The sequence below is a fragment of the Acinetobacter lactucae genome, from assembly GCF_001605885.1.
GTDB lineage: Bacteria > Pseudomonadota > Gammaproteobacteria > Pseudomonadales > Moraxellaceae > Acinetobacter > Acinetobacter lactucae.
The window spans coordinates 69,047-94,634 of the sequence record NZ_LRPE01000036.1 but is presented as its reverse complement, the minus strand read 5'-3'; the positions used below and the strand labels follow the sequence as shown (position 1 = coordinate 94,634).

Here is a 25,588-nt window from a genome sequence, read left to right as displayed (position 1 = left end):
ACATGCTTTTAGAATGATTCAAATCTACATATAACAATAAGCCAAAGAGGAAGTAATATGGAACTTCCAATGACAATGTCATTACAAACAGCATCCTTTGAAGAATTCATTACAGTGATTGCTGCGGCGCTCGGTTGTGGCTTATTAATTGGTTTAGAACGAGAACGCAGTAAGCTTAAGCATGAATATAAAACTTTTGCCGGTTTTCGATCTTTTGCGATTAGTGCGTTATTAGGAGCAATCTGTTTTTTATTCGGTATTGAAATTGGAATTGTCGGTGCTTTAATTATTGGCGCTATTAGTATTGTTTCCCTCAAAAATCAGCCCAATGACCCAGGTGTGACCACCGAACTTGCCTTTATTATGACTTATTTCATTGGGGCACTTTGTATTTGGAATATTTCGCTCGCTGCTGGCCTAGCAGTGATCATGACCATTATTTTATTTGCAAAACAGTCTATGCATGGCATTGCTAGTCAATGGATTACCGAATCGGAATTGCGTGATGGTATTTTTCTACTTGCCTTACTTTTAATTGCTCTGCCTTTAGTGCCTAACAAACCCTTTTGGGGCCCTGTTTTAAATCCGCATGTGATTTTAAAACTACTGACTTTAATCTTATTTGTACAAGCCCTCGCCCATATTGCGAAGCGACTTTTGTCCTCTAAAAATGCCCTATTACTTTCTTCTCTAGCTTCAGGATTTGTTTCTAGTACAGCGACGATTGCCAGTTTAGGTTTAGAAGTACGCTCTGGCAAAGCCAATGCAACGACAAATGCAGGTGCTGCGTTAATGTCATGCGTCTCCACACTGATTCAAACCTTAATTATTGTGATTGGTATTAGCTTTGCTTGGTTTAAGCTAATTATCTTTCCGACACTTATTGCATTAGCAGTTTTATCAGTATGGGCCTTTATTTTATTGCGTAAAGCAGAACCTAGTACGGCTTCGCCCGAGCTTGACTCAAGAATGTTCAGCTTAAAAGAAGCCATTATTATTGCAGGTACACTTACCCTTATTCAGGCAGGTGTTTATGGTTTAAGTCTATCTTTAGGCGATGCTGGATTAATCGCGGGGACCTTACTCGCCTCTTTGTTTGAAATACATGCAGCAATTGCAGCAGTTATTGTGCAAGGTGAACCTGATAGCGCACATATGACACCTTTACTCATTGCCTTTTTAGGAGGCTTTGCAGTTCATGCACTTGCCAAAAGTGTGAATTCTGCAATTTCTGGCGGGCTACGCTATGCTGTTGCTTTTGTTCCCGCCCAACTCATTCATATGGCTATTTTTATTAGTTTACTTTGGCTCAACATCCACTGGTTTTAAAATATCTATTCGGCAACCAAAGAAGTCTTCACCACATCAATGATGGTAACTACAAACTGATCAACCCTAAAATGAATATCAAAGTTTGAAAATTTCATTTTATAGATTCTTTCAGGGTCTTCTTGATAGGCAGGTCGAGGGTCTAAAGCTAATACTTGCTCAAGCTCATCAATGTACTGTGAATCTATTTCTTTATTTTGCAGAAAATATTTTTGCGCTGTTAAAGCAGTTTCATTCCAAATGACTGCCTTTCGTTCAGGTTCTGCATGTGCATAACCACTTTGAGCCTCCGTAATTGCATCAGAATATTGAATGTAGGGTTTAATATCTAAAATTGGAGTGCCATTTAATAAATCACTTCCTGTGACATAGACACGGACGGACTTCCCCACCTTTTCCACTTTATGAAGTTTTACGACTGAAAGACCTATTGGAGAAGGTCGATACATGCTACGTGTAGCAAATACGCCAATTTTTTCATTACCACCTAAACGTGGCGGACGAACTTGTGGACGGAACTTATCTGCACTACCCTGATTTTTGTTGTCATGAAACTGCCAAACTAGCCAGAGATGACTGAACTGCTCAATTCCCTCAAATGCTAACAAGTCATTATATGGTTCTACCATATCAATATAAGACTCGATATTGACCAAATTAGGCTGGCGTGGAATACCAAATTTTTCACGATAGGGAGAACACATATGGCCAATGATGGGGAAGGTGACAGAATTGATCATCACTTTTTCTTATAAACACAATTAAATATATTCAGTTTATCGGGAATGAAATTAGATTAGAATAGCAATCTGTTTTCTTTTAATCGTGATCGAGACCTTTAATGGCTGCTTTTAACGTTGAACGCATTACTCATGTTCACCACTGGAATGACACTCTTTTCAGTTTTAAAACTACACGCGACACCAGCTTACGTTTTAAAAATGGTCAGTTCGTAATGATCGGACTTGAAGTGAATGGCAAACCGTTAATGCGTGCGTATTCGATTGCAAGTGCAAACTACGAAGAAGAATTAGAGTTCTTCTCAATTAAAGTACAAGACGGTCCTTTAACTTCGATTTTGCAAAAAGTACAGGTTGGCGATGAAATTTTAGTTTCTAGAAAACCAACAGGTACTTTGGTTCATGATGATCTTTTACCAGGTAAAAACTTATACCTTTTATCTTCTGGTACTGGTCTTGCACCATTCTTATCAATTATTCGTGACCCAGAAACATACGAACGCTTTGAAAAAGTAATCGTTGTTCATGGTACACGCTATATTTCTGAATTAGCTTATCAAGACCTTATCTTGAATGAATTGCCAAACCATGAATTCTTTGAAGAGTTAGGCATTAAAGACAAACTTGTTTACTACCCTACAGTAACTCGTGAGCCTTTCCACACTCAAGGCCGTGTAACAACTGCAATTGAAACTGGCGCTTTATTTGAAAAAATCGGTTTACCACGCTTCAACCGTGAAACTGACCGTGCAATGCTTTGCGGTAGCCCTGCATTCTTAAAAGACGTGGCTGCATTACTTGACCAACACGGTTTAGTTGAATCACCTCGTATGGGTGAAATGGGCGACTACGTCATTGAACGTGCGTTTGTAGAAAAATAATTTTTTCTAAATATAAAAAACCGAGGCACAGTCCTCGGTTTTTTGTTTCTGTTTTTACAACTTAATTGTGCCATCGATACAGGTAACAGCAGTTCCGCCCACTAAAATTTTATCTTGATATAATTCAAGTTGAAGCTGTCCGTCTCGACCTACTGCCCTACCTTGTGAAGAAAGTACGACATCATTTTGTGCAGGCAGAATTCCATAGTAACGAATAAATGAAGCTACGCTACCATTGCCACTACCACAAACAGGATCTTCGTTTACACCACATGAAGGTGCAAATGAACGAACTTCTATGTGTTTTTGTTCATCATTATTTTCATGAAAACCAAAAACTGTCGCACCGGTAACTTTCATTTCTAAATCATGTTCTTTTAAAGCGGCAAAGTCTGGTTGGCTATCTAGAACAGCGCCAGCATTAACAGCTTGCAATACAATCCAGCGCGCCCCTACATCCACCAATGCAGCGTTCCATTGAGTATTAATTTCACATTTTAAAATTTCTGCTAATTTTTCAGTGTGCATTGCATCTAGTGGAGTAATTTTAGGCTTAGGTAGTTCAAATGAAATATGACTTGATTCACTCACAGTCAGCGTGACCAAACCAGCACCGCATTGCTGGACCAGTTTACCGCCTTTAGGTGTCACGAGGCCTGCCTCAAGCAAAGCATAGGCAGTACCAATTGTCGGGTGTCCAGCAAATGGTAACTCACTTTGTGGAGTAAAAATTCGAACCTGATAGTCAGCTTGTGAATCAGTCGCAGGTAGCACAAATGTGGTTTCAGAAAGATTGGTCCAATTCGCAATGGCTTGCATCTGCTCAGACGTTAAGGTAATAGCGTCCATAATGACCGCAACAGGATTTCCTTTAAATGCTTGTGAAGTAAAAACATCAACTTGTTTAAATGCAACAACAGACATAGACCACTCCTACTGATTTTGATATTAAAAAATATGGCTTTAAATCCTTACCATTTATTGATCTTACTGACTTATTTTTTATGGTCACAGTATCAGTTAATATGAAAAATAATAGACACAGTTCTTAAAACAAGATCCCAATTAAATAGATTAATCTAAACGAATAACAATATTTGAGATAAATAAGAGATCGCGATAAAGTGTATCCATTGCTTTGGCTTTTTAATGAATTGATATGTACAAATATAAAAAAGTAAGTGATGACCTCACCCTGCAAATTCAAAATGGCAGGCAACCTATTGGTTCTCGCTTACCCTCCATTCGAGATTGTGCCCAACATTATCAAGTCAGTATTAACACCGTAAAAGAAGCTTATCGGAAGCTTGAAGATCAAGGTTTAATTTCAGTTCGCCCACAGTCTGGCTACTATGTTTGCCATGCACCATCAAACTTGCCAGATCTTGAGGAGCGTTATATCAGTGAAGAAAAAGTATCCCTTTCAGGAATTAGTTGTTTTCTCGCACAAATTGTAAAAAAGCAGATGGATCCCGACTATGTCAATTTAGCTTTGGCTTGCCCTTCTGGTGAAAATTTCTATCCAGTTGAACGCTTAAAACGCTTAACTGCTCAGGTGCTGCGCTCTCAATCAGATATTTTTAAAAGCTATACCTTGCCGCCCGGTTCTATACGTTTACGTACTCAAATTGCCAGGCGAAGCTTACAGCTTGGTATGTTTCTTTCAGCAGATGATATTGTGCTCACTCATGGCACGATGGAGGCTTTAAGTCTCGCGATTATGGCAACAACTCAAGCGGGTGACAGCATAGCGCTTGAAATTCCTACCTTTCACAACCTGTACCCGCTTCTTCATAATTTAGGTCGAAAAATTGTAGAAGTGCCTACTTCGCCGCATACAGGGATGTGTCTAGATGCACTTGAAGAACTCTTAAAATCTAAAAGTGTACAAGCCATATTAACCATTCCAACAGGACACAATCCTCTCGGTTTTAGCATGCCTGAAAGTAACCGTCGTCGCTTGGCAGAGTTAGCTAATCAGTTCCAAGTTCCTGTCATTGAAGATGCGATGTATGCCGAATTGCAACTGACTGAACCGCTCTTACCCAACATTAAAGCGTTTGATCAAAATGGATGGGTACTCGTATGTGGTAGCTATACTAAAACTGTAGCACCCGACTATCGAATTGGTTGGTTAGAAGCTGGGCGCTTCCGTAATATTGTGCAGCAGCTTAAATTTACAACCACTGTTGCTGAACCAGCTTTACTCACAGAAACTTTAGGACTTTTCTTAGAGAATGGCGGATATGACCTGCATTTACGTCAACTCAAAAAACGCTATCAACAACAAATTGACACCATTAAGTCTTATATTTGTCGCTTTTTCCCAATCGGTACCCGAGTGAGTCGTCCGCAAGCGGGATTTATTTTATGGTTAGAGCTGCCCGAATCTATCGATACGCTAGAACTGTTTCATCAGGCAATGGATGAAAAAATCTTATGTATGCCGGGAATTTTGTGTTCAGCTGATAAACGTTTTAGTCATTGTTTACGTATAGCAGCTTGTTTTGAGTTAAACCCCAAAATGTTAAATGCTTTGATGCGTTTAGGAGAGTTAGCAAAAAATATGCTGCCCGTACAAAAGGATAATGATCAAATCCCTACTAATTCAGTAGGTTGAATCCCAAATACGGAGTTAATAAAATAAAACCATATATTTTTTATGCCTTTTATTTTATGAAAACTGAGCTTCTCTCTCCCGCAGGTTCACTTAAAAACATGCGCTACGCTTTTGCCTATGGTGCAGATGCTGTATATGCCGGCCAACCACGTTATAGCTTACGTGTTCGTAATAATGCTTTTGATCATGACAACTTAAAAATTGGGATTGATGAAGCTCATACTTTGGGTAAAAAGTTTTATGTTGTGGTGAATATTCAGCCACATAACAGCAAATTAAAAAACTTTATTCGTGATCTTGAACCGATTGTAGCGATGCAACCGGACGCTCTGATTATGTCTGATCCGGGCTTAATTATGATGGTGAGAGAGCATTTTCCTGATGTACAAATTCATCTATCGGTTCAAGCCAACGCAATTAACTGGGCAACTGTTAAATTTTGGAAAGATTACGGTCTAAGCCGTGTGATTTTATCGCGTGAGTTGTCTTTAGAAGAGATAGAAGAAATCCAACAACACGTACCAGATATTGAACTCGAAGTTTTTGTACATGGCGCTCTATGCATGGCCTACTCAGGCCGCTGTTTACTTTCTGGATATATGAACAAGCGAGATGCCAATCAAGGTGCTTGTACCAATGCTTGCCGTTGGGACTATAAGTTGCATGAAGCCCAAGAAGATGCAAACGGCGATTTGATTCCAGTTACTCAGCTGAATACAACAGAAAAGTCTTGCTGTTCATCTACACAATCAGAACCAACTTCAGCTCAAACTTTGCTTGTACAACGCAATGAGGAAGAAATGTTTGCTGCCGAAGAAGATGAACACGGCACCTATTTTATGAACTCCAAAGATTTACGTGCTGTCCAACATGTAGATCGTTTAATAAAAATGGGCATCGCCTCTCTGAAAATTGAAGGCCGTACTAAATCCTATTTTTATTGTGCCCGTACCGCCCAAATTTATCGAAAAGCTATTGATGATGCTTTAGCAGGTAAACCATTTGACTCAAGTTTATTGACCCAACTTGAAGGTTTAGCAAACCGTGGTTATACCGAAGGCTTTTTAAGACGTCATGTGCATAGTGAATATCAAAACTATGCCGATGGCTCATCGCATTTCGACTATCAACAATTTTGTGGAGAGATTTTAGAACGCCACGGCAATTATATTCGCATTGAGGTTAAAAACCGTTTTGTAGTTGGCGACTCACTTGAGCTGATGACGCCTCAAGGCAATATCACTTTTACTTTAACCGAAATGCGCGATTTAAAAGGTAACCCGATTACAGATGCTAAAGGTTCGGGGCATTTTGTTGAAATTCCGCTTCCGCAAGATATTGATATCAGTTATGCCCTACTCGTACGCAATTTACCGCATGCGAAAGAAAGTATTACTGCTTCAACACTAGCTTATTCAGCGATTTAAAAATGGCCCTTTTGATTACAAATGACTGTATCAATTGTGATATGTGCTTACCAGAATGCCCCAATATCGCTATTTTTGAAGGAAGCAAAGTTTATGAGATTGATCCACTTCGTTGTACCGAGTGTGTAGGCTTTTATGATGTGCCAACTTGTAAAGCTGTTTGCCCTATCGATTGCATTAAACCAGACCCTGCGCATATTGAAGACAAAGAACAACTATTAGAGAAATTTAAGGGATTAAATTTGCTCAGCTAATATAATTCTTAAAAGGTCTATAGAGGATCAAGCTAAAGTCACTGATCCTCTTTATAACAATATTGATCAGTAATAAAATAAACGAATAAATAGCTGAAACTACCTAGCTAATGATAAAATCAAATGATCAATTTAGTTTGATTTACTGGTAATTTTGTACCCAAAAAATTGCACAATCGTTAAAACTGCTAAACCATTTCAACATTTCATATAGATTGATTAAAACCCTTTCTGGCGTAACTTCCATGTCTTATCTTTATTTAGCAATTGCGATTGCTTGTGAAGTCATTGCAACTTCAGCTTTAAAAGCATCTCAAGGTTTCACTGTTCCTATTCCGTCCATCATTACAGTTGTGGGCTATGCAATTGCTTTTTATTTATTGTCCCTGACGCTAAAAACAATTCCAATCGGGATTGCATACGCCATTTGGTCGGGCGCGGGTATTATTTTAATTTCTGCAATTGGCTGGATATTTTACAAACAGCATTTAGACTTAGCAGCGTGCATTGGTCTTACTTTAATGATCGCGGGTATTGTGATTATTAATGTGTTTTCTAAAAATACCCATCTATAAAATATAACCAAAAAGAAACCGAGTACGATGAAAATCTTTTTATAAAAAATTTCACCTTACTCGGTATCAACGGCTTATTTTAAACTGCCTGTTAAAAATTGCTTTAAACGCTCACTTTTCGGGTTATTGAGTACTTCATCAGGATGACCTTGCTCTTCAATTTTCCCTTGATGCAAAAAAATCACTTGATTAGACACATGACGTGCAAAGCCCATCTCATGTGTCACCACAATCATAGTACGCCCTTCTTCAGCCAAGCCTTGCATTACCTTTAGTACTTCACCCACCAACTCAGGGTCAAGCGCGCTAGTGGGTTCGTCAAACAACATCACTTCCGGCTCCATAGCCAAAGCACGGGCAATTGCTACGCGTTGCTGCTGACCACCCGATAAAAATGCCGGATATTTACTTTCAACGCTTTCAGGTAATCCAACTTTGCGTAGATATTTCCGTGCACGCTCTTCAGCTTCAGCACGTTTTACCCCAAGTACGTGAATCGGCCCTTCAATGACATTTTCCAGCACTGTCATGTGTGACCACAAATTAAAATGCTGAAACACCATCATGAGCTGGGTACGCATTTTTTGTAGTTGCGTTGGTTCAACGACTTTTAAATTGCCTTTTTTATCAAAGACAGTGCACAGTTTTTCACCATTGAGTTTAATGGTGCCATTACTTGGTTGTTCCAAAAAGTTAATACAACGCAGCAAGGTACTTTTACCTGAACCAGATGAACCGATGATACTAATGACATCACCAGCATTTGCATCAAGTGATATTCCTTTAAGTACTTCATGATCGCCAAATGTTTTATGTAAATCGCGAATCACTAGTTTTGCAACGTGTTCCATTTATGTCTCCTAATGATTCGATGGTTTTAAAAATGCCAACCAACGTTTTTCAAGCTGGCGAAATATCCAAATTAAAATAAATGCTAATACTGCATATAACACCGCGGCAATTCCAAAAGCATTGAAGGTTTCATAGGTTGCTGCATTCACATCACGCGCAATTTTTAAAATGTCAGGAACAGTGGCTGTAAATGCAATGGTTGTCGCATGCAACATTAAAATGACTTCATTGCCGTAAAATGGTAAAGCACGGCGCAACATCGATGGAATGATAATACGAGTATAGCGTTTCCATTTCGACATACCGAAAGCTTGTGCAGCCTCTATCTCGCCATGTGGAATAGAACGGATCGCCCCAGCGAAGATTTCAGTGGTATATGCACTAGTATTGAGCGCGAATGCCAAAATGGTGCAATTTAAGCCCTCTCGAAAAAATGCATCAAGCGTCTGATGTTCATGAACATAATCAAAGCTGTAAATACCTGAGTAAATAATCAGCAATTGAATGTAAAGTGGAGTACCACGAAAAACATAGGTAAATAACCAAACTGGACCACGTAACCAAAGATTCTCTGATACTCGTGCAAGTGATAAAGGCACAGCAAGCACAAAACCAATAGCAATAGAAAGTACCAATAACCACGTCGTCATCGCTACGCCAGTCATTTGAAAACCATCTGTCCAAAGGTAAGCCTGCCAATATTGTTGAAGGATTTCAATCATAATTGTCCCTTCCTCACACCAGCAGAATAACGACGTTCAAGCCACATTAAAATCAGGTTCGACACGGTGGTAATTGCCAAATAGATCGCAGCAGCCACGATGCTGAAAAAGAACAGTTGCATGGTACTTCTACCCGCATCTTGTGTAATTTTTACAATATCAGTCAGGCCAATAATTGAAACTAGTGCAGTTGCCTTAATCAAAACTTGCCAGTTATTACCAATGCCAGGTAAAGCAAAACGCATCATTTGAGGGAATAATACACGGTGAAAAACCTGCCAAGGGGTCATACCATAAGCCATTGCTGCTTCAATTTGGCCTTTTGGAACCGATTGAAATGCACCACGAAAGGTCTCGGTAAAATATGCACCATAAATGAACGCTAAAGTAATCACACCCGCCACAAATGGGTTGATATCAATTTGGTCCATTTGCAGTGCTTCAGTAATCTGGTTGAGACCCAACTGCAAGCTATAAAATAACAACAGCATAATGACCAAGTCAGGCACACTACGAATGAGCGTGGTGTAAGCCGTCGCTATATAACGTAAAATTTTAATATTAGAGAGTTTTGAGCTCGCACCAATTAAGCCAATAATCACAGAAAGGAAAAGTGACAACAGCGCGAGCTGTAGGGTCATCCATGTCCCGCTGAGAAGGAGTGGCCCATAGCCAGATAAAAACATGACTCATCTTCTCCTTAAAAACAATATCTAATATTGATGAGATGAGAATAGATCTAAAAATGTCGGCTTAAAGCCGACATTTTTCACATCATTAGTAAATGCTAAAGGAGAAATATTTTTTCTCGAGTTTCTTGTATGTACCGTCTGCAATGATTGCAGCGAGTGCTTTATTAATATTGGCTTTCAAATCTGCATCTTCTTTGCGTAAACCAATCGCTGCGCCTACACCCAGCGTTTTTGCATCAACCACATTGCCACCAGCAAAAGCGAAGTTTTTGCCTTTTGGTTGTTTTAAGAAAGCACCATCAACCATAATTGCATCTTGTAAAGTTGCATCCAAACGTCCTGACATCATGTCTTGATAAATCAAATCTTGGACTGGATAAGGTACAACCGTTACGCCTTTTGGTGCCCAATAGGTTTTAGCATAAGTTTCTTGAATTGTGCCCTGTTGTACACCGACACGTTTACCTTTCAATGAGGCAGCGGTAGGCAATAACGGCGAACCTTTTTTTGCAACCATACGTGTTGGCGTATTGTAGATTTTGCTAGTAAAAGCAATTTGTTTTGCACGTTCATCAGTGACCGTCATTGATGAAAGAATGCCATCAAACTTTTTCGCTTTAAGTGCCGGAATCATCCCGTCAAAAGAGTTCTCAACCCAAACACATTTAGCTTTGAGTTTTGCGCAAATTGCATTACCTAAATCAACATCAAAACCAGTTAACTTACCATCCGGTGTTTTATATTCAAATGGCGCATAAGAGGACTCAGTCCCAAAACGAATCACCTTCCAATCCTTTGCTTGTACATTCGTTGCAACAGCAGCCAAAACTAAGGTTGTTGAAACGAACATTTTTTTCATAAAGCTTGCCATCTTGAAGCTTCTCCTTAAAATCCAAATAAGGTGATAAAAATTTGAGTATTTCTAAATTACTCTTCTGCCGAAATAATTGCAATTTCTATACCATAAATTAAGGATTTATGAAGATGACTAAACAGTGGATTGTATTAACTGATTAATTATTGAAAAATCACTCAAAATATGAAGCTAATTTTTGAGTGCATAGGCTTCTGCCATATTCTCATTTTCGACCAATGTCCGAATGGTATATTCGTGGTTATGCTCTTTTGCACTGGCAAATTCACATTTTTGATCCAATGACATTGAACAACCACTTAATAGATGGCAACCCGCAAATAATTCAGCTACCCAATCTACAAACACACGAACTTTGGGTGACAAATGTCGATTCTGTAAATAAACAACAGAAATTGGCATTGGTGCTGGACGCCACTCTGTAAGAACCTCTTTCAAAGCTCCCGACTCCAGATGGTCGGCAACCATGAAACGTGGACACTGAATTAAACCAAAACCTTGAACTGCAAGACCCACATATGAATCACCATCATTGACAGAAACGCGTCCTTTCACACCGACGCTATGAATCTCACCATCCACCATAAAATCCCAGTCGATATTACGTCCGGTACGACTGTTAAAGTAATGCACAACCTGATGTTTTTTTAGGTCATCAATAATTTTGGGTTCGCCATGCTCTGCTAAATAACGTGGTGCGGCAACCGTCACACACTGAATTGTTCCAATACGACGTGCAACCAAACTTGAATCTTTCAACTGGCCAATACGGATGACACAGTCCACCGCATCTTGTACCAAATCGACTGGGCGATCACTCATTCCAATCACCAAATCAATATCTGGATAACGTGTATGGAAATCACAGAGCATTGGAATTAAGATCATGCGCCCAATCGAAGCTTTAACATCAATACGCAGTCGGCCTCTTGGTCCACGTTCTGAATCATGAAAAGTAGACTCTACATCTTCAACATCAGCTAAAATTCGCGAAGAACGTTCATAATAAACAGCGCCATCTGGTGTCAAACTAAGTTTACGAGTCGTTCGGTTAAGCAACCTAACTTGTAAATGTTTCTCTAAACCTTGAATGGTTGTGGTAACAGAAGCACGCGGTAAACCCAAACTATCAGCTGCTAAACTGAAACTATTTGTTTCGACAACTTTATTAAATACTCTCATGGCATGAAATAGATCCACACGCACACTCCTATCAATCAATGCATTTTTTAATCAAACACATCAATTGTTATAAAAATACGAATAGTGTTATCAAATTTAATATATTTATTCGTGATTGACAAACTTTTATGCTCCGTCCATCCCATAAACCCTGTTTCTCCCATACGGACCAAAACTAAAAGTCTGAAAACAGGTATCCAAATAACTAGGAGCACCTCATGTCATTTTCTCGCAAACAGTTCACACTGTCTGCCATCTTTGTCGCCATTTTGGCAACAGGAGGCAGCTTTATGTTTTTACACGAAAATGCCGATGCAAAAGCTGCACCGACCACTGCCCAACAAGCTGCAACTGTTGATATCTCGAATGTCATTAGCAAAACCATTACCGATTGGCAAGAATACTCCGGTCGTTTAGAAGCAATTGATCAAGTCGATATTCGTCCTCAAGTTTCCGGTAAACTCATTGCCGTTCACTTCAAAGATGGAAGTCTGGTTAGAAAAGGCGACTTACTTTTTACTATTGACCCGCGCCCTTTCGAAGCAGAACTCAATCGTACCCAAGCACAACTCGCTTCGGCTGAGGCACAAGTGACTTATACGAGTTCTAATCTTTCTCGTATTCAACGTTTAATCCAAAGTAATGCTGTATCACGTCAAGAGCTAGATTTAGCTGAAAATGATGCGCGTTCAGCCAGTGCTAACCTGCAAGCTGCTAGAGCAGCCGTTCAATCTGCCCGCTTAAATCTTGAATACACCCGTATTACTGCACCAGTCAGCGGCCGAATTTCACGAGCAGAAGTCACCGTCGGCAATGTGGTTTCTGCGGGTACCGGAGCACAAGTCTTAACAAGTTTAGTATCTGTCTCTCGTCTCTATGCATCTTTCGATGTTGATGAGCAAACTTACCTGAAATACATCAGTAACCAGCGTAATTCTGCACAAGTTCCTGTTTATATGGGACTTGCCAATGAAACAGGCTTTACTCGTGAAGGTACTATTAACTCAATCGACAATAACTTAGATGCAACCTCAGGTACGATTCGTGTCCGCGCGACGTTTGATAATCCAAACGGAGTTTTATTACCAGGCTTATATGCACGAATTCGTTTAGGCGGTGGTCAACCTCGCTCAGCAATTCTGATTAGCCCAACCGCGATCGGGGTAGATCAAGATAAACGCTTTGTTGTGGTCGTCGATGCTAAAAACCAAACGGCTTACCGTGAAGTAAAAATCGGAGCACAACAAGATGGCTTGCAAATCGTGAATAGCGGATTACAAGCAGGTGATCGTATTGTGGTGAATGGTTTACAGCGGATTCGTCCGGGTGACCCTGTTACACCACATCTCGTTCCTATGCCGAATGCACAAATCACAGCTAATAGCACTACTCCTCAACCTCAGCCAACAGATAAAACATCAACTCCGGCAAAAGGTTAATCACATATGAATATCTCTAAATTTTTTATTGATCGGCCGATCTTTGCTGGTGTGTTATCAGTACTGATTTTACTCGCCGGTCTGCTTTCAGTATTCCAGTTACCGATTTCTGAATATCCGGAAGTTGTTCCTCCGTCTGTGGTGGTTCGCGCTCAATATCCGGGTGCAAACCCGAAAGTAATTGCTGAAACTGTTGCTTCTCCGCTTGAAGAGTCGATCAACGGCGTAGAAGACATGCTGTATATGCAATCTCAGGCAAACAGTGACGGCAACTTAACCATTACGGTGAACTTTAAGCTCGGCATTGACCCAGACAAAGCGCAACAATTGGTTCAAAACCGTGTGTCTCAGGCCTTACCTCGTTTGCCTGAAGATGTGCAACGTTTAGGTGTCACCACATTAAAAAGCTCACCAACATTAACCATGGTTGTGCATCTGACCTCACCAGATAGTCGCTATGACATGACCTACTTACGTAACTATGCAGTATTGAACGTGAAAGACCGTTTAGCACGTTTACAAGGGGTTGGTGAAGTTGGTTTATTTGGTTCTGGTGACTACGCGATGCGTGTGTGGCTCGACCCACAAAAAGTGGCACAGCGTAACCTTACAGCAACTGAAATTGTGACAGCAATCCGTGAACAAAACATTCAGGTAGCAGCGGGTACCATTGGTGCATCACCAAGTAATTCACCTTTACAGCTTTCGGTCAATGCTCAAGGTCGTTTAACCACCGAGCAAGAATTTGCCGATATTATTTTAAAAACTGCACCAGATGGCGCGGTCACCCGATTGGGTGATGTTGCACGCGTTGAACTTGCAGCCTCACAATATGGTTTGCGTTCATTGCTTGATAATAAACAAGCAGTCGCGATTCCAATTTTCCAAGCACCGGGTGCTAATGCTTTGCAAGTTTCCGATCAAGTGCGTAGCACGATGAAGGAGCTTTCAAAAGATTTTCCATCTTCAATTAAATATGACATTGTGTACGACCCGACTCAGTTCGTACGTGCCAGTATTAAAGCGGTTGTTCATACCTTACTTGAAGCAATTGCACTAGTTGTTGTGGTTGTTATTTTATTCTTACAAACATGGCGTGCCTCAATCATTCCATTGCTTGCCGTACCGGTTTCAATTATTGGTACATTTGCACTCATGCTTGCTTTTGGTTACTCAATCAATGCGCTATCACTGTTCGGGATGGTACTTGCCATCGGAATTGTGGTCGATGACGCGATTGTCGTCGTCGAAAATGTCGAGAGGAATATTGAAGCAGGCTTAAGCCCAAGAGATGCAACTTATCGCGCGATGCGAGAAGTGAGCGGGCCGATTATTGCTATTGCTTTAACACTCGTTGCCGTGTTCGTTCCACTTGCTTTTATGACAGGCTTAACAGGGCAATTTTATAAACAATTTGCCATGACCATTGCCATTTCAACAGTCATTTCGGCATTTAACTCGCTTACTCTATCCCCTGCTCTAGCAGCCATGTTACTTAAAGGACATGACGCTAAACCTGATGCATTAACACGCATTATGAACCGTGTATTCGGACGTTTCTTTGCTCTGTTTAACCGTGTATTTACCCGTGCGTCAGATAACTATGGTAAAGGTGTGAGTCGTGTTATTTCCCATAAAGCATCAGCAATGGGTGTCTATGCAGCACTTTTAGGCTTAACCGTTGGTATTTCTTATATTGTTCCGGGTGGTTTCGTTCCTGCACAGGACAAGCAATATTTGATTAGCTTTGCTCAACTACCAAACGGCGCTTCATTAGATCGTACCGAAGCTGTCATTCGTAAAATGAGTGACACTGCACTTAAACAACCTGGTGTAGAAAGTGCTGTTGCCTTCCCTGGCCTCTCAATTAACGGTTTTACCAACAGCTCAAGCGCCGGTATTGTCTTTGTAACCTTAAAGCCATTCGATGAACGCAAGGCGAAAGACCTATCTGCCAATGCAATTGCAGGTGCACTCAATCAGAAATATTCAGCCATTCAAGATGCCTATATTGCAGTTTTCCCACCGCCACCCGTGATGGGCTTAGGTACGATGGGCGGCTTTAAACTCCAACTTGAAGACCGAGGTGCCTTAGGCTATTCAGCATTGAATGATGCTGCACAAAACTTTATGAAAGCAGCTCAATCAGCTCCTGAGCTTGGTCCAATGTTCTCAAGTTATCAAATTAACGTACCTCAACTGAACGTGGACCTAGACCGTGTAAAAGCTAAACAGCAAGGTGTTGCTGTGACAGATGTTTTCAACACTATGCAGATTTATTTAGGTTCTCAGTACGTTAACGACTTTAACCGCTTTGGACGTGTTTATCAGGTTCGTGCTCAAGCCGATGCTCCTTTCCGTGCTAACCCTGAAGATATTTTGCAGCTTAAAACCCGTAATAGTGCCGGACAAATGGTACCGTTATCTTCATTAGTGAATGTAACTCAAACTTACGGTCCAGAAATGGTGGTGCGTTACAACGGTTACACATCAGCCGATATTAACGGTGGCCCTGCACCAGGTTATTCATCTAGCCAAGCAGAAGCTGCGGTTGAACGTATTGCAGCTCAAACTCTACCACGTGGTATCAAGTTTGAATGGACAGATTTAACTTACCAAAAAATCTTGGCCGGTAATGCAGGGCTCTGGGTATTCCCAATTAGTGTATTGCTCGTGTTCTTAGTTTTAGCCGCTCAATATGAAAGTCTAACTTTGCCTTTAGCTGTAATTTTAATTGTACCAATGGGAATCTTGGCGGCTCTGACGGGTGTTTGGCTGACAGGTGGAGATAACAACATCTTTACTCAAATTGGTCTGATGGTACTGGTCGGACTAGCCTGTAAAAATGCCATTTTGATTGTTGAATTTGCGCGGGAACTCGAAATGCAAGGTGCAACTGCTTTTAAAGCGGCGGTTGAAGCAAGTCGTTTACGTTTACGCCCAATTTTAATGACTTCTATTGCATTCATTATGGGTGTCGTACCACTGGTTACCTCAACAGGTGCAGGTTCTGAAATGCGTCATGCCATGGGTATTGCCGTGTTCTTCGGCATGATTGGTGTAACACTGTTTGGTTTATTCCTGACTCCTGCCTTTTATGTGCTGATTCGTACACTGAACAGTAAACATAAATTACATTCGGCAGCCGTTCATGAAGCACCTTTATCTACCCCACATGATCATTAAGGAGGATATTTAATGGCTACAGCAAAACAAAGCTTATTATTGTCCTCACTCATGGGAAGTCTGCTCCTTGCAGGCTGCTCTTTGGCTCCTGAATATCAACCTGCAAAGGTGATAGTTCCAGTCAAATTTAAAGAGTCTGATCCTCAACTTGAGGACAATAATTGGAAAATTGCCCAACCTGCTGATCAGCAGGCCCGAGGTGAATGGTGGCGTGTTTTTAATGATGCTCAATTGAATGAGCTCGAACAACAAGCCATTTCCGGAAACCAGAGTCTTAAAGCGGCAGCAGCTAATATTCAGGCTTCACGTGCAATACGTTCAGCAGCACAAGCTGAACGCTTGCCTAGTATTGGTGCTGGCTTTGGCCCAACTCGTCAAAAGCCATCTCCAGCTTCACTCGGTTTAGATGAAAATACTCATACATCTGCACAAACCTTATGGCGTGCTCAAGCGAATGTTTCATATGAGCTCGATTTATTTGGCCGTATCGCCAGTAGCGTCAATGCAGCAACAGCTGATGTACAGCAACAAGAAGCCCTATATCAGTCAGCACTTTTAGCCTTACAAGCAGATGTTGCGCAAGGTTACTTTCTCATTCGTCAGCTTGATGCTGAACAAGCAATTTATAATCGCACCATTAAGCTACTTGGTGAAACACGAGATCTCGTTCAAACACGTTTTCGAAATGGTTTAGTCAGTGAATTAGATGTTTCTCGTGCCCAGACCGAACTTGCTACAGCACAAACGAGCGCATTGAATATTGCTCGTAACAGAGCCAATGCTGAACACGCACTTGCACTATTATTGGGCAAAACACCTGCTGATTTTAGCTTGGCAGTTCAGCCTTTAACTGCAAACAGCCTCCGTCTCCCAGCGGGTTTACCGTCGGCTTTACTTGAAAGACGACCGGACATTGCTGCGGCTGAACGTGCTATGGCAGCAGATAATGCGCGTATTGGAATTGTGCGTGCTGCCTTCTTCCCTAAACTGGACCTAACAGGTGCACTCGGTTATGAATCATCAACTTTAGGTGATTTAGGTAAATGGTCGAGCCGTACATTTTTACTTGGTCCGGTCGCAGGCACTATTTTATCTTTGCCATTATTTGATGGCGGACAAAGAAAGGCTGGCGTTGCGCAAGCACGAGCTGCCTATGAAGAAAGCGTTGCGAATTATCGCCAAACTGTACTGAATGCATTTCGCGAAGTTGAAAATGGTTTGTCCGATCAAAGAATTCTTGATCAACAAATTCAGGCTCAAAATCAAGCGCTCTCCTCTTCTCGTCATGCAAACCAGCTTTCTCATCTACGCTATAAAGAAGGTGCGATTAGCTATCTTGATGTGATTGATTCGGATCGGACTATATTGCAACAAGAGCAACTGTCCGCACAGCTTAACGGTAGTAGAATGATGACAAGTGTAGATTTAATCCGCGCATTAGGTGGTGGATGGCATGGTGCCGAGTCATCGGTAAAATCTAAAAGTTAATTTTCATATAATTAACCTGATATAAAAAAAGCGCCATATGGCGCTTTTTTTATATCTACAACTTATTGTGCATATACAGGAAATTTTGCACAAACAGCTTCAACTTTTGCTTTTACGTCAGCAATAACTTTTTCGTCACCTTTGCTGTCAATCACGTCAGCGATCCAACCAGCAAGTTCACGAACTTCAGCTTCACCGAAACCACGAGTTGTTACTGCCGGAGTACCAATACGGATACCAGAAGTCACAAATGGAGAACGTGGGTCATTTGGAACTGAGTTTTTGTTTACAGTAATGTGAGCAGCACCTAACCAAGCATCTGCATCTTTACCAGTTACATCTTGCTTGATTAAAGATAACAAGAATAAGTGGTTTTCTGTACCACCAGAAACAACATCATAACCACGTGCAATTAATACTTCAGCCATTGCTTGAGCATTTTTCACAACTTGTTGTTGGTAAGCTTTGAACTCATCAGACATTGCTTCTTTGAAGCAGATTGCTTTAGCAGCAATCGCATGCATTAATGGACCGCCTTGGTTACCAGGGAATACAGCTGATTGAAGTTTTTTCTCGATTTCTTCATTCGCTTTCGCAAGGATTAAACCAGAACGTGGACCACGAAGTGTTTTGTGAGTCGTAGTTGTCGTTACGTCAGCAATTTGAACTGGGTTTGGATATACACCAGCAGCAACAAGACCTGCAACGTGAGCCATATCAACAAAAAGGTAAGCGCCAACTTTGTCCGCGATGTCACGGAAACGTTGCCAATCTACAACACGGCTGTAAGCAGAGAAACCAGCAACGATCATACGTGGCTTGTGCTCTAACGCTAAGCGTTCAACTTCTTCGTAATCGATCTCGCCAGTTTCAGCGTTTAGACCGTATTGAACCGCATTATAAGTTTTACCAGAGAAGCTTACTTTTGCACCGTGAGTCAAGTGACCACCGTGAGCCAAGCTCATACCTAAAACGGTATCGCCCGGGTTAAGAAGCGCTAAATAAACAGCAGAGTTAGCTTGTGAACCAGCATGTGGTTGAACGTTTGCGTAATCTGCACCAAAAAGTTCTTTAGCACGATCAATCGCCATTTGCTCGATGATATCCACATACTCGCAACCGCCATAATAGCGTTTACCTGGATAACCTTCTGCATATTTGTTCGTAAGTTTTGATCCTTGCGCTTCCATCACAGCAGGAGAGCAATAGTTTTCAGATGCAATTAACTCGATATGTGCTTCTTGACGCTCACCTTCAGAAGCAATTGCTTGAGCTAATTCTGGATCAAATTCAGAAATGGAAATATTGGCAAACATTAGCGGGGGTCCTATAAATTAGGGCTTTTAAGCCGTGCTAAGATTGCGGCATATTGTAGCATGAACTTTATAATTAAACAGAATGAAGTTAGCTCAGTTTTAAATAAAAATGGCTCAAGTTTTATAAAAAATGAGCCATTGTTTATAAATCAAATAAAAAGCACGTTTAAAGCTTATATTTTAAATTTTTCCTTCGTTCATTTTAGCTTACAACAATATTAAAAAGCCTTTAAATATCAACAAGTCTATTGAGATGTCAGTAAAGTCTGAACATTTCCAACGATGTTATCAACATTACTACTCATTGCCGTGCCATGGTCCCAGTTACCCGTTACATAACTATTAATTTTGGTGCCTACAACAGTGGCATTAGATATCAAGATATCCGTTGCTACTTTAGGAACTATTGAATCTGCCAAACCTTGATAAATAATAATTGGTGTCGTGACTTTTACTTGTAACGGCTGCGAATCTTTATCTAAAAATGTTTTAACTATCGGCACAGCCATAAAGTTAGGTTGTGTCCGTGTATACCCGTCCAATGTTCCATTATGATCTGTAGCATATTTAGTCATACCTGCGCCAAAAGCTTGGCCCAATGGTCCGGAACAAATTGTTTCTGCTTGCGCTGCAATACCAGAGATTCGCGAAGTAAAGACTTGTGGGTAATTAAAAGTGGGTTGTGTGTTGCGAATACCCGCAGTAACTAAAGCCGTATAAGTATCAAGTTGAGCATACATTGATATCTTCTTATCTAGAGTTGCATTAGCAACAGATTGCTCTCCCGCCACTAAAATAAAACCTAAATTAGAAGCAGGTGCTACGGCTATAGTACCTTTATAGTCGAGCTGTGCACGACTCGCATATTGTGCAGCACCCAATGCAGCATGCCCACCTTGCGAATGTCCTACAGTGACCCATTTTTTCGAAGTTAATAAGTTACGCTGTAATAAATAATTGCGTGTTGCAACCACCGCATCTGTAATTGAAAAAGCCTCACTTTTAACATTTAAAAAAGGATGTATACCTGATGTACCTAAACCCTCATAGTCAGGTGCTACAACTACATAACCTGCTGCTAGTAATTTACTCATTAAATCTTTTGTACTATCTGCTAAAGCTGCTTTACTTGGTGCACAAGCATCTGCCACACCAGTAGTGCCATGCGCCCAGACTACAATTGGCCAACCGCCTGCTGGTGGCGGTGTATTTGGCGTAAATACCAAACTGGTTGCCTGTACTTCTTGGCCACTTTGACCCAACATTTTATAAGTCAAAATACTACTTTCTGCTGCCACACTTCCCAAGTTGGTACTTGTGTAAGCCTCAACTTTAACAACCGGGTTTTGAATATTATTGGTTGGAGTACCTGATGGGTCGACAATGGCTGAACTGTCATCACTACTCCCTCCTCCACAAGCGACTAAAAATAAACTCGTACTGAGAACACTCGTCATTAATAGGTTCATTTTCATTGGTATATCTTCCCTTAAATTCCATTTTTGTTTTGCTTTAGTTTTTTAATCAACATTTCCTAATGTCTTAAAAATATTTACGCCTAATCTTTATTTTCCGCAAGTTCTATTGGATGAAATTAATCTCTGAAAACTCTATTTTTAATATAAATTAACGCTCTCGCTACTTTATAGCTTCACTTCATGTTTTAAAGTAGGTAGTCAACTGTTAACATTCACAATTACTCGTGATTGTTTAAAGGGCCAGTTATGCAAACCATTATTTTAGATACAGAAACACATACACTAAATGGTTTGCCAATTGAAATTGCGTATGCCCCGATTGAGATTAATGCAGGCAAACTCACCTTAGATAAAAGCAAATTGTTTGATCAACTTTATCAAGTCGGAACCCCTATCTCTTACGCGGCTATGGCAGTGCACCATATATTAGAGTCAGATTTAGAAAACCAACCCCACTATAAAACCTTTAAATTACCAGAAACTACAACTTATATTATTGGTCACAATATTGATTATGATATTGCCGCGATTGCGCGTTGTGGTGTGGATGTATCGAATATCAAACCGATTTGTACTCTAGCTTTAGCGCGTAAAACTTGGCCTGATGCAGAAGCACATAATATTTCTGCACTGATCTATATGATTTCTCAAGGCAGCGGTAAAGCTAGAGAATTACTCAAAGGTGCACACCGTGCCGACGCGGATATTATTTTGACTGCTAATATTTTGATGCATATTGTCTATCATTTAAATATTCAAGACATTGAAGAGCTTTACCGAGTTTCTGAAGAAGCACGTATCCCTACAACTATTAACTTTGGAAAGCACAAAGGCACGGCAATTGCTGAACTTCCTAAAGACTATATTCAATGGCTTCTACGTCAAGACGAACTAGATGTCTATTTACGTAAAGCGTTAGAAGGCGCATTTTAAAGACTTAAATAGATGATATTCATAAATTCTTCATCATATTGTCATTTTTGAGTTTTATCGTTAACCCCATTTATATTTTATTAAAAACAGTACTGTTCAACTGAGATGATTGAACAGTCTGATTTATTTTTTATCTTGGGGAAAAACGATGGCTGGTTTTTATCGAACCAATTTGGGAAGAGTCGCGCTTCAACAACGTAACATTGCGTTAAATGCAAAACAAAGACGTTTACTACTATTAATAGACCATGAAGATTTTCAAAATTTAAATAGCGAATTTAAAAAACGTATTGCGTCTCCAGAACTTATTCAACAGCTTATCGACTTAAAACTTATTGCTCCTTCAAACGCAAACCATTCAGAATTAAATGAACAAATATCTTTTCCACAAACACCTATAACTACTGTAGAAGCACATCAGAAAAAACCTACAGATGATCATAAAAACGACGATATAGTTGGCGAAATTCAGGTTCCCCAATCTTTGCAATCAACAAATATTGAAAATACTCAGCCACCAATTCCAGTTCAACAGCTCTCTTTTGAAGAAATACAACAATTGATGAGGCAAAGTTTGAGTCAATATTGTGGACTTATGGCAAAACCACTTATTCAAAAAATAGAGCAAATAAAAACGCTTCAAGAGCTTAAGATGTGCCAAATGCAATGGATTACCCACTTACAGGAGTCACGTATTCCGCCTCATGAGCTAGCACATACGCTTCATTCTATTAATTATTCAATTCAACTTATTCAACAACGCATCTAAAAAAACAACAAGCTGCTGTTTAATTAAGCATTAAACTCACTTGTTACCTATTTCATGCTTTACCTATTGGTGTTTTTTTCCTATGATGTGGCCCACACACGTGCGCTCGTAGCTCAGTTGGATAGAGTACAGGTTTCCGAAGCCTGGGGTCGTGGGTTCGATCCCCGCCGAGCGCGCCAGTTTATATATAATAACTTCATAAATTTATCTCAATTTTATAAAATTCCGACTATTTTACTTGGTTTATTAATCATTATCGCTCAAAATATACCCCTCTTTCATAATGTGAGAATTTCATGACTGATGCTTTGGTTTTAAGAGATTTGTCCAAAACATATCGTAATGGTTTTCAGGCGTTAAAAGGTATTAACCTCACTGTGCCTGAAGGTGAATTTTATGCGTTGTTAGGCCCAAATGGTGCCGGCAAATCAACAACCATTGGTATTATCAGTTCCCTCACGAAAAAAACCGAAGGAACAGTTGAGATTTTTGGGCATAATCTCGACACTCATCCATCCTTGGCAAAACAGCAGCTTGGCGTCGTCCCTCAAGAATTTAACTTTGGACAGTTTGAAAAAGCGTTCGATATCTTAGTTACCCAAGCGGGTTATTACGGCATTCATAAAAAGATTGCAGAAAAACGTGCCGAACATTATTTAGAAAAACTAGGCCTTTGGGAAAAGCGCAATATACAAGCACGCATGCTGTCTGGTGGTATGAAACGCCGCCTCATGATTGCACGTGCCATGATGCATGAGCCTAAACTTCTTATTCTAGATGAGCCTACCGCGGGTGTAGATATTGAATTACGCCGTTCTATGTGGGATTTTCTCACCGAAATGAACGAAAGCGGGACTTCTATTATTTTGACTACACATTATCTCGAAGAAGCAGAAATGTTGTGCCGTCAAATTGCCATTATTGACCGCGGTGTCATTAAAGAAGACACCAGCATGAAAAGTTTCTTAAACCAGCTGAGTGAAGAATCTTTTATTTTCGATTTGGCAGAACCCATTGCCCCACTCCAGTTAAATATTATTGGTGTGAAGTTCAACTTAATTGATAGCAGCACTTTAGAAGTGACAATGGATAAGGCCCATACATTAAATGACCTATTCCAACTTTTAGAATCACAAGGGATTCGTGTTCGTAGTATGCGAAACAAATCGAACCGTCTAGAAGAGCTATTCGTCAAAATGGTTGAGAAAAATCTTGAAGGAGAGGCAAAATGAATTTTAGCCAACTGCAAATTGCCCTCTGGACTCTAGTTCGTAAAGAAGTACGCCGATTCCTACGTATTTGGCCACAAACCTTATTACCCCCTGCGATCACGATGAGTTTGTACTTTGTCATTTTTGGTAATTTGGTTGGTTCGCGCATTGGACAAATGGGCGGCGTGAGCTATATGCAGTTTATTGTACCCGGCCTCATCATGATGGCGGTTATTACCAACAGTTATGCGAACGTATCTTCAAGTTTCTTTAGTGTGAAATTCCAAAAGAGCATTGAAGAACTGATTATGAGTCCTGTGCCACTACATATTATTTTGTGGGGCTATGTGATTGGTGGAATTTGCCGTGGTGTATTGGTCGGAGCAATTGTGACGACAATGAGCATGTTCTTTACAGACCTCTTTATACATAACTGGTTTGTGACTATATATACAGTTTTAATTACCTCAGTTCTTTTCTCATTAGGTGGTTTTATTAATGCAGTTTATGCAAAATCATTTGATGATATTTCTATTATTCCAACCTTTGTCCTTACACCTTTAACCTATTTAGGTGGTGTGTTCTATGCCATTAGTGCGCTTGGCCCTTTTTGGCAAAAACTTTCTTTAATTAATCCTATTGTGTATATGGTCAATGCTTTCCGTTTCGGCATTTTAGGTCATAGTGACGTGAACGTTACGTTCTCTTTAATCATTGTGACATTATGCTGTGTTGTACTTTACGGAATTGCTTACTATTTACTTGCTCGTGGTTCAGGAATGCGTGAATGAGTGTCGAACAGTCTTTATTGGGTAAAGAAACTCAATATCCAACTAACTATCAACCTGATGTTTTATTTCCAATTGCTCGTGCTCAGTCTCGTGAAGCCTACTCGCATATTGAAGGTATTACGCAAGGTAAAGATTGGTGGCATGTTTTTGAAATTTCATGGTTAAATGCTCATGCCATCCCGCAAGTTGCTATTGGCAGAATTACACTGCCAGCTTCTTCACCAAATTTGATTGAATCAAAGTCATTAAAACTTTACTTCAATAGCCTTAACTTCACTCAGTTTGACTCTAAACAGTCGTTTATTGAAACGGTTGAAAAAGATCTATCTGCTGCGGCAGGTGCAAAAGTTGAGTTAACGTTATTTCAAGTAGATGATTTAGAGATTTCTAGGCCTCAAGGCATTTGTATTGATGACTTAGATCCAGAGCGTTTAGAGCAACATCCTGATGCGACTCTTTTAAAACGAGATGCGTCTGAAGAAGAAGTCGAAATTGAACTGTATTCTCATCTTTTAAGAAGTAACTGCCCAGTCACGGGACAACCGGATTGGGGGACAGTTTTTATCCGTTTTAAGGGCAAAAAACCTTGTTATCGTAGTGTTTTAGCTTATATTATCTCGTACCGTCAGCATAACGGCTTTCACGAACAGTGTGTTGAGCAGATTTTTGCTGATATTTGGCAAAATTTGCAACCTGAAAAGCTGATGGTTTATGCAACTTATACTCGTCGCGGCGGACTTGATATTAACCCTTGCCGAGTATCGGATCTTTCATGGATGCCAAAACCGATTCGATTGGCACGACAATAAAACGAATAATTTGAGGATAC

General features: G+C 40.3%; 24 protein-coding genes and 1 tRNA gene. 16 read left to right on the top strand and 9 right to left on the bottom strand.

From position 1 onward, the window contains the following. Positions 1–57: 57 nt before the first annotated feature. The gene (locus AWW73_RS13510; protein ID WP_031948912.1) at positions 58–1,329 is read left to right on the top strand and encodes an MgtC/SapB family protein; all 1,272 of its coding nucleotides are present in this window, start codon (positions 58–60) and stop codon (positions 1,327–1,329) included. Positions 1,330–1,334: 5 nt separating this feature from the next. Here AWW73_RS13510 and tsaA read toward each other — a convergent pair whose 3' ends face one another. Next, positions 1,335–2,069 carry a tRNA (N6-threonylcarbamoyladenosine(37)-N6)-methyltransferase TrmO gene (gene tsaA / locus AWW73_RS13505; protein WP_062849899.1) on the bottom strand — a complete coding sequence of 245 codons (735 nt, stop codon included), beginning with the start codon at positions 2,067–2,069 and terminating at the stop codon, positions 1,335–1,337. 101 nt (positions 2,070–2,170) lie between these two features. Here tsaA and AWW73_RS13500 point away from each other — a divergent pair, with 101 nt between their 5' ends. Further along, positions 2,171–2,950, top strand: coding sequence for a ferredoxin--NADP reductase (locus AWW73_RS13500; RefSeq protein WP_016140480.1), 780 nt, complete (start codon positions 2,171–2,173; stop codon positions 2,948–2,950). 54 nt (positions 2,951–3,004) lie between these two features. Here the strand turns inward: AWW73_RS13500 and AWW73_RS13495 are convergent, their stop codons facing one another. Beyond that, positions 3,005–3,874: a PhzF family phenazine biosynthesis protein gene (locus tag AWW73_RS13495; protein WP_062849898.1), complete on the bottom strand. Its 870-nt coding sequence runs from the start codon at positions 3,872–3,874 to the stop codon at positions 3,005–3,007. A gap of 229 nt (positions 3,875–4,103) precedes the next feature. Here AWW73_RS13495 and AWW73_RS13490 point away from each other — a divergent pair, with 229 nt between their 5' ends. The 4 genes from AWW73_RS13490 to abeS all read left to right on the top strand — a co-directional run bounded on the left by AWW73_RS13490 (position 4,104) and on the right by abeS (position 7,826). Beyond that, positions 4,104–5,570, top strand: a complete 1,467-nt coding sequence (locus tag AWW73_RS13490; RefSeq protein WP_079748453.1) for an aminotransferase-like domain-containing protein — start codon at positions 4,104–4,106, stop codon at positions 5,568–5,570. 56 nt (positions 5,571–5,626) lie between these two features. Next, positions 5,627–6,997 (top strand): prephenate-dependent tRNA uridine(34) hydroxylase TrhP, encoded by a 1,371-nt coding sequence (gene trhP, locus AWW73_RS13485; RefSeq protein WP_062849897.1) that lies wholly within the window; start codon positions 5,627–5,629, stop codon positions 6,995–6,997. 2 nt (positions 6,998–6,999) lie between these two features. Continuing rightward, the gene (locus AWW73_RS13480) at positions 7,000–7,251 is read left to right on the top strand and encodes a YfhL family 4Fe-4S dicluster ferredoxin (RefSeq protein WP_057105891.1); all 252 of its coding nucleotides are present in this window, start codon (positions 7,000–7,002) and stop codon (positions 7,249–7,251) included. A 245-nt stretch (positions 7,252–7,496) separates the two neighbouring features. Next, complete coding sequence (gene abeS / locus AWW73_RS13475) at positions 7,497–7,826, top strand: multidrug efflux SMR transporter AbeS (RefSeq protein ID WP_004791191.1); 330 nt, start codon at positions 7,497–7,499, stop codon at positions 7,824–7,826. Between the two features lie 74 nt (positions 7,827–7,900). Here the strand turns inward: abeS and AWW73_RS13470 are convergent, their stop codons facing one another. The 5 genes from AWW73_RS13470 to AWW73_RS13450 all read right to left on the bottom strand — a co-directional run bounded on the left by AWW73_RS13470 (position 7,901) and on the right by AWW73_RS13450 (position 12,166). Next, positions 7,901–8,677 (bottom strand): ABC transporter ATP-binding protein, encoded by a 777-nt coding sequence (locus AWW73_RS13470; RefSeq protein ID WP_062849896.1) that lies wholly within the window; start codon positions 8,675–8,677, stop codon positions 7,901–7,903. Positions 8,678–8,686: 9 nt separating this feature from the next. Further along, positions 8,687–9,400, bottom strand: coding sequence for an ABC transporter permease (locus AWW73_RS13465; protein WP_016145906.1), 714 nt, complete (start codon positions 9,398–9,400; stop codon positions 8,687–8,689). Continuing rightward, on the bottom strand, positions 9,397–10,086 hold the full coding sequence (locus AWW73_RS13460) for an ABC transporter permease (protein ID WP_062849895.1): 690 nt from the start codon (positions 10,084–10,086) through the stop codon (positions 9,397–9,399). The genes AWW73_RS13465 and AWW73_RS13460 overlap by 4 nt, the downstream gene beginning before the upstream one ends. A gap of 91 nt (positions 10,087–10,177) precedes the next feature. Continuing rightward, complete coding sequence (locus tag AWW73_RS13455) at positions 10,178–10,963, bottom strand: ABC transporter substrate-binding protein (RefSeq protein WP_031948919.1); 786 nt, start codon at positions 10,961–10,963, stop codon at positions 10,178–10,180. A 174-nt stretch (positions 10,964–11,137) separates the two neighbouring features. Further along, a complete protein-coding gene (locus AWW73_RS13450) occupies positions 11,138–12,166 on the bottom strand; it encodes a LysR family transcriptional regulator (protein WP_031948920.1) in 1,029 nt (342 codons plus the stop codon). Positions 12,167–12,366: 200 nt separating this feature from the next. On the opposite strand from AWW73_RS13450, the gene adeF reads away from it, so the two are divergent. The 3 genes from adeF to AWW73_RS13435 are packed head-to-tail and all read left to right on the top strand — an operon-like array spanning position 12,367 to position 18,261. Beyond that, on the top strand, positions 12,367–13,587 hold the full coding sequence (gene adeF / locus AWW73_RS13445; RefSeq protein ID WP_062849894.1) for a multidrug efflux RND transporter periplasmic adaptor subunit AdeF: 1,221 nt from the start codon (positions 12,367–12,369) through the stop codon (positions 13,585–13,587). A 6-nt stretch (positions 13,588–13,593) separates the two neighbouring features. Continuing rightward, entirely contained in the window at positions 13,594–16,773 is a 3,180-nt protein-coding gene (gene adeG, locus AWW73_RS13440; RefSeq protein WP_057105888.1) for a multidrug efflux RND transporter permease subunit AdeG, read from the top strand. Positions 16,774–16,785: 12 nt separating this feature from the next. Then, positions 16,786–18,261 (top strand): efflux transporter outer membrane subunit, encoded by a 1,476-nt coding sequence (locus tag AWW73_RS13435; RefSeq protein ID WP_062849893.1) that lies wholly within the window; start codon positions 16,786–16,788, stop codon positions 18,259–18,261. Between the two features lie 62 nt (positions 18,262–18,323). On the opposite strand, the gene glyA is transcribed toward AWW73_RS13435, so the two are convergent. Then, complete coding sequence (gene glyA, locus AWW73_RS13430) at positions 18,324–19,577, bottom strand: serine hydroxymethyltransferase (protein ID WP_031948923.1); 1,254 nt, start codon at positions 19,575–19,577, stop codon at positions 18,324–18,326. Between the two features lie 60 nt (positions 19,578–19,637). On the opposite strand from glyA, the gene AWW73_RS18745 reads away from it, so the two are divergent. After that, the gene (locus tag AWW73_RS18745; protein WP_081033751.1) at positions 19,638–19,799 is read left to right on the top strand and encodes a hypothetical protein; all 162 of its coding nucleotides are present in this window, start codon (positions 19,638–19,640) and stop codon (positions 19,797–19,799) included. Between the two features lie 23 nt (positions 19,800–19,822). Here AWW73_RS18745 and AWW73_RS13425 read toward each other — a convergent pair whose 3' ends face one another. Continuing rightward, positions 19,823–21,052, bottom strand: a complete 1,230-nt coding sequence (locus AWW73_RS13425) for an alpha/beta hydrolase (protein WP_062849892.1) — start codon at positions 21,050–21,052, stop codon at positions 19,823–19,825. A gap of 249 nt (positions 21,053–21,301) precedes the next feature. Here AWW73_RS13425 and AWW73_RS13420 point away from each other — a divergent pair, with 249 nt between their 5' ends. From AWW73_RS13420 to queF, 6 genes are all read left to right on the top strand, one after another. Further along, the gene (locus AWW73_RS13420) at positions 21,302–21,988 is read left to right on the top strand and encodes a putative quorum-sensing-regulated virulence factor (protein ID WP_031948925.1); all 687 of its coding nucleotides are present in this window, start codon (positions 21,302–21,304) and stop codon (positions 21,986–21,988) included. A gap of 148 nt (positions 21,989–22,136) precedes the next feature. Next, positions 22,137–22,757 (top strand): hypothetical protein, encoded by a 621-nt coding sequence (locus AWW73_RS13415; protein ID WP_062849891.1) that lies wholly within the window; start codon positions 22,137–22,139, stop codon positions 22,755–22,757. Between the two features lie 102 nt (positions 22,758–22,859). Beyond that, positions 22,860–22,936 (top strand) — tRNA-Arg (locus AWW73_RS13410). A gap of 117 nt (positions 22,937–23,053) precedes the next feature. Beyond that, positions 23,054–23,989 (top strand): ABC transporter ATP-binding protein, encoded by a 936-nt coding sequence (locus AWW73_RS13405; protein WP_002118101.1) that lies wholly within the window; start codon positions 23,054–23,056, stop codon positions 23,987–23,989. Beyond that, positions 23,986–24,759, top strand: coding sequence for an ABC transporter permease (locus tag AWW73_RS13400; protein ID WP_016145917.1), 774 nt, complete (start codon positions 23,986–23,988; stop codon positions 24,757–24,759). The genes AWW73_RS13405 and AWW73_RS13400 overlap by 4 nt, the downstream gene beginning before the upstream one ends. Next, a complete protein-coding gene (gene queF / locus AWW73_RS13395; protein ID WP_016145918.1) occupies positions 24,756–25,568 on the top strand; it encodes an NADPH-dependent 7-cyano-7-deazaguanine reductase QueF in 813 nt (270 codons plus the stop codon). The genes AWW73_RS13400 and queF overlap by 4 nt, the downstream gene beginning before the upstream one ends. Positions 25,569–25,588: the final 20 nt, after the last annotated feature.

Bases quoted from the DNA above. Each gene is read 5' to 3' on its own strand.
- AWW73_RS13510 (WP_031948912.1), top strand. From the start codon at position 58: ATGGAACTTCCAATGACAATGTCATTACAAACAGCATCCTTTGAAGAA.
- tsaA (WP_062849899.1), bottom strand. From the start codon at position 2,069: ATGATCAATTCTGTCACCTTCCCCATCATTGGCCATATGTGTTCTCCC.
- AWW73_RS13500 (WP_016140480.1), top strand. From the start codon at position 2,171: ATGGCTGCTTTTAACGTTGAACGCATTACTCATGTTCACCACTGGAAT.
- AWW73_RS13495 (WP_062849898.1), bottom strand. From the start codon at position 3,874: ATGTCTGTTGTTGCATTTAAACAAGTTGATGTTTTTACTTCACAAGCA.
- trhP (WP_062849897.1), top strand. From the start codon at position 5,627: ATGAAAACTGAGCTTCTCTCTCCCGCAGGTTCACTTAAAAACATGCGC.
- AWW73_RS13480 (WP_057105891.1), top strand. From the start codon at position 7,000: ATGGCCCTTTTGATTACAAATGACTGTATCAATTGTGATATGTGCTTA.
- abeS (WP_004791191.1), top strand. From the start codon at position 7,497: ATGTCTTATCTTTATTTAGCAATTGCGATTGCTTGTGAAGTCATTGCA.
- AWW73_RS13470 (WP_062849896.1), bottom strand. From the start codon at position 8,677: ATGGAACACGTTGCAAAACTAGTGATTCGCGATTTACATAAAACATTT.
- AWW73_RS13465 (WP_016145906.1), bottom strand. From the start codon at position 9,400: ATGATTGAAATCCTTCAACAATATTGGCAGGCTTACCTTTGGACAGAT.
- AWW73_RS13460 (WP_062849895.1), bottom strand. From the start codon at position 10,086: ATGTTTTTATCTGGCTATGGGCCACTCCTTCTCAGCGGGACATGGATG.
- AWW73_RS13455 (WP_031948919.1), bottom strand. From the start codon at position 10,963: ATGGCAAGCTTTATGAAAAAAATGTTCGTTTCAACAACCTTAGTTTTG.
- adeF (WP_062849894.1), top strand. From the start codon at position 12,367: ATGTCATTTTCTCGCAAACAGTTCACACTGTCTGCCATCTTTGTCGCC.
- adeG (WP_057105888.1), top strand. From the start codon at position 13,594: ATGAATATCTCTAAATTTTTTATTGATCGGCCGATCTTTGCTGGTGTG.
- AWW73_RS13435 (WP_062849893.1), top strand. From the start codon at position 16,786: ATGGCTACAGCAAAACAAAGCTTATTATTGTCCTCACTCATGGGAAGT.
- glyA (WP_031948923.1), bottom strand. From the start codon at position 19,577: ATGTTTGCCAATATTTCCATTTCTGAATTTGATCCAGAATTAGCTCAA.
- AWW73_RS18745 (WP_081033751.1), top strand. From the start codon at position 19,638: ATGAACTTTATAATTAAACAGAATGAAGTTAGCTCAGTTTTAAATAAA.
- AWW73_RS13425 (WP_062849892.1), bottom strand. From the start codon at position 21,052: ATGAAAATGAACCTATTAATGACGAGTGTTCTCAGTACGAGTTTATTT.
- AWW73_RS13420 (WP_031948925.1), top strand. From the start codon at position 21,302: ATGCAAACCATTATTTTAGATACAGAAACACATACACTAAATGGTTTG.
- AWW73_RS13415 (WP_062849891.1), top strand. From the start codon at position 22,137: ATGGCTGGTTTTTATCGAACCAATTTGGGAAGAGTCGCGCTTCAACAA.
- AWW73_RS13405 (WP_002118101.1), top strand. From the start codon at position 23,054: ATGACTGATGCTTTGGTTTTAAGAGATTTGTCCAAAACATATCGTAAT.
- AWW73_RS13400 (WP_016145917.1), top strand. From the start codon at position 23,986: ATGAATTTTAGCCAACTGCAAATTGCCCTCTGGACTCTAGTTCGTAAA.
- queF (WP_016145918.1), top strand. From the start codon at position 24,756: ATGAGTGTCGAACAGTCTTTATTGGGTAAAGAAACTCAATATCCAACT.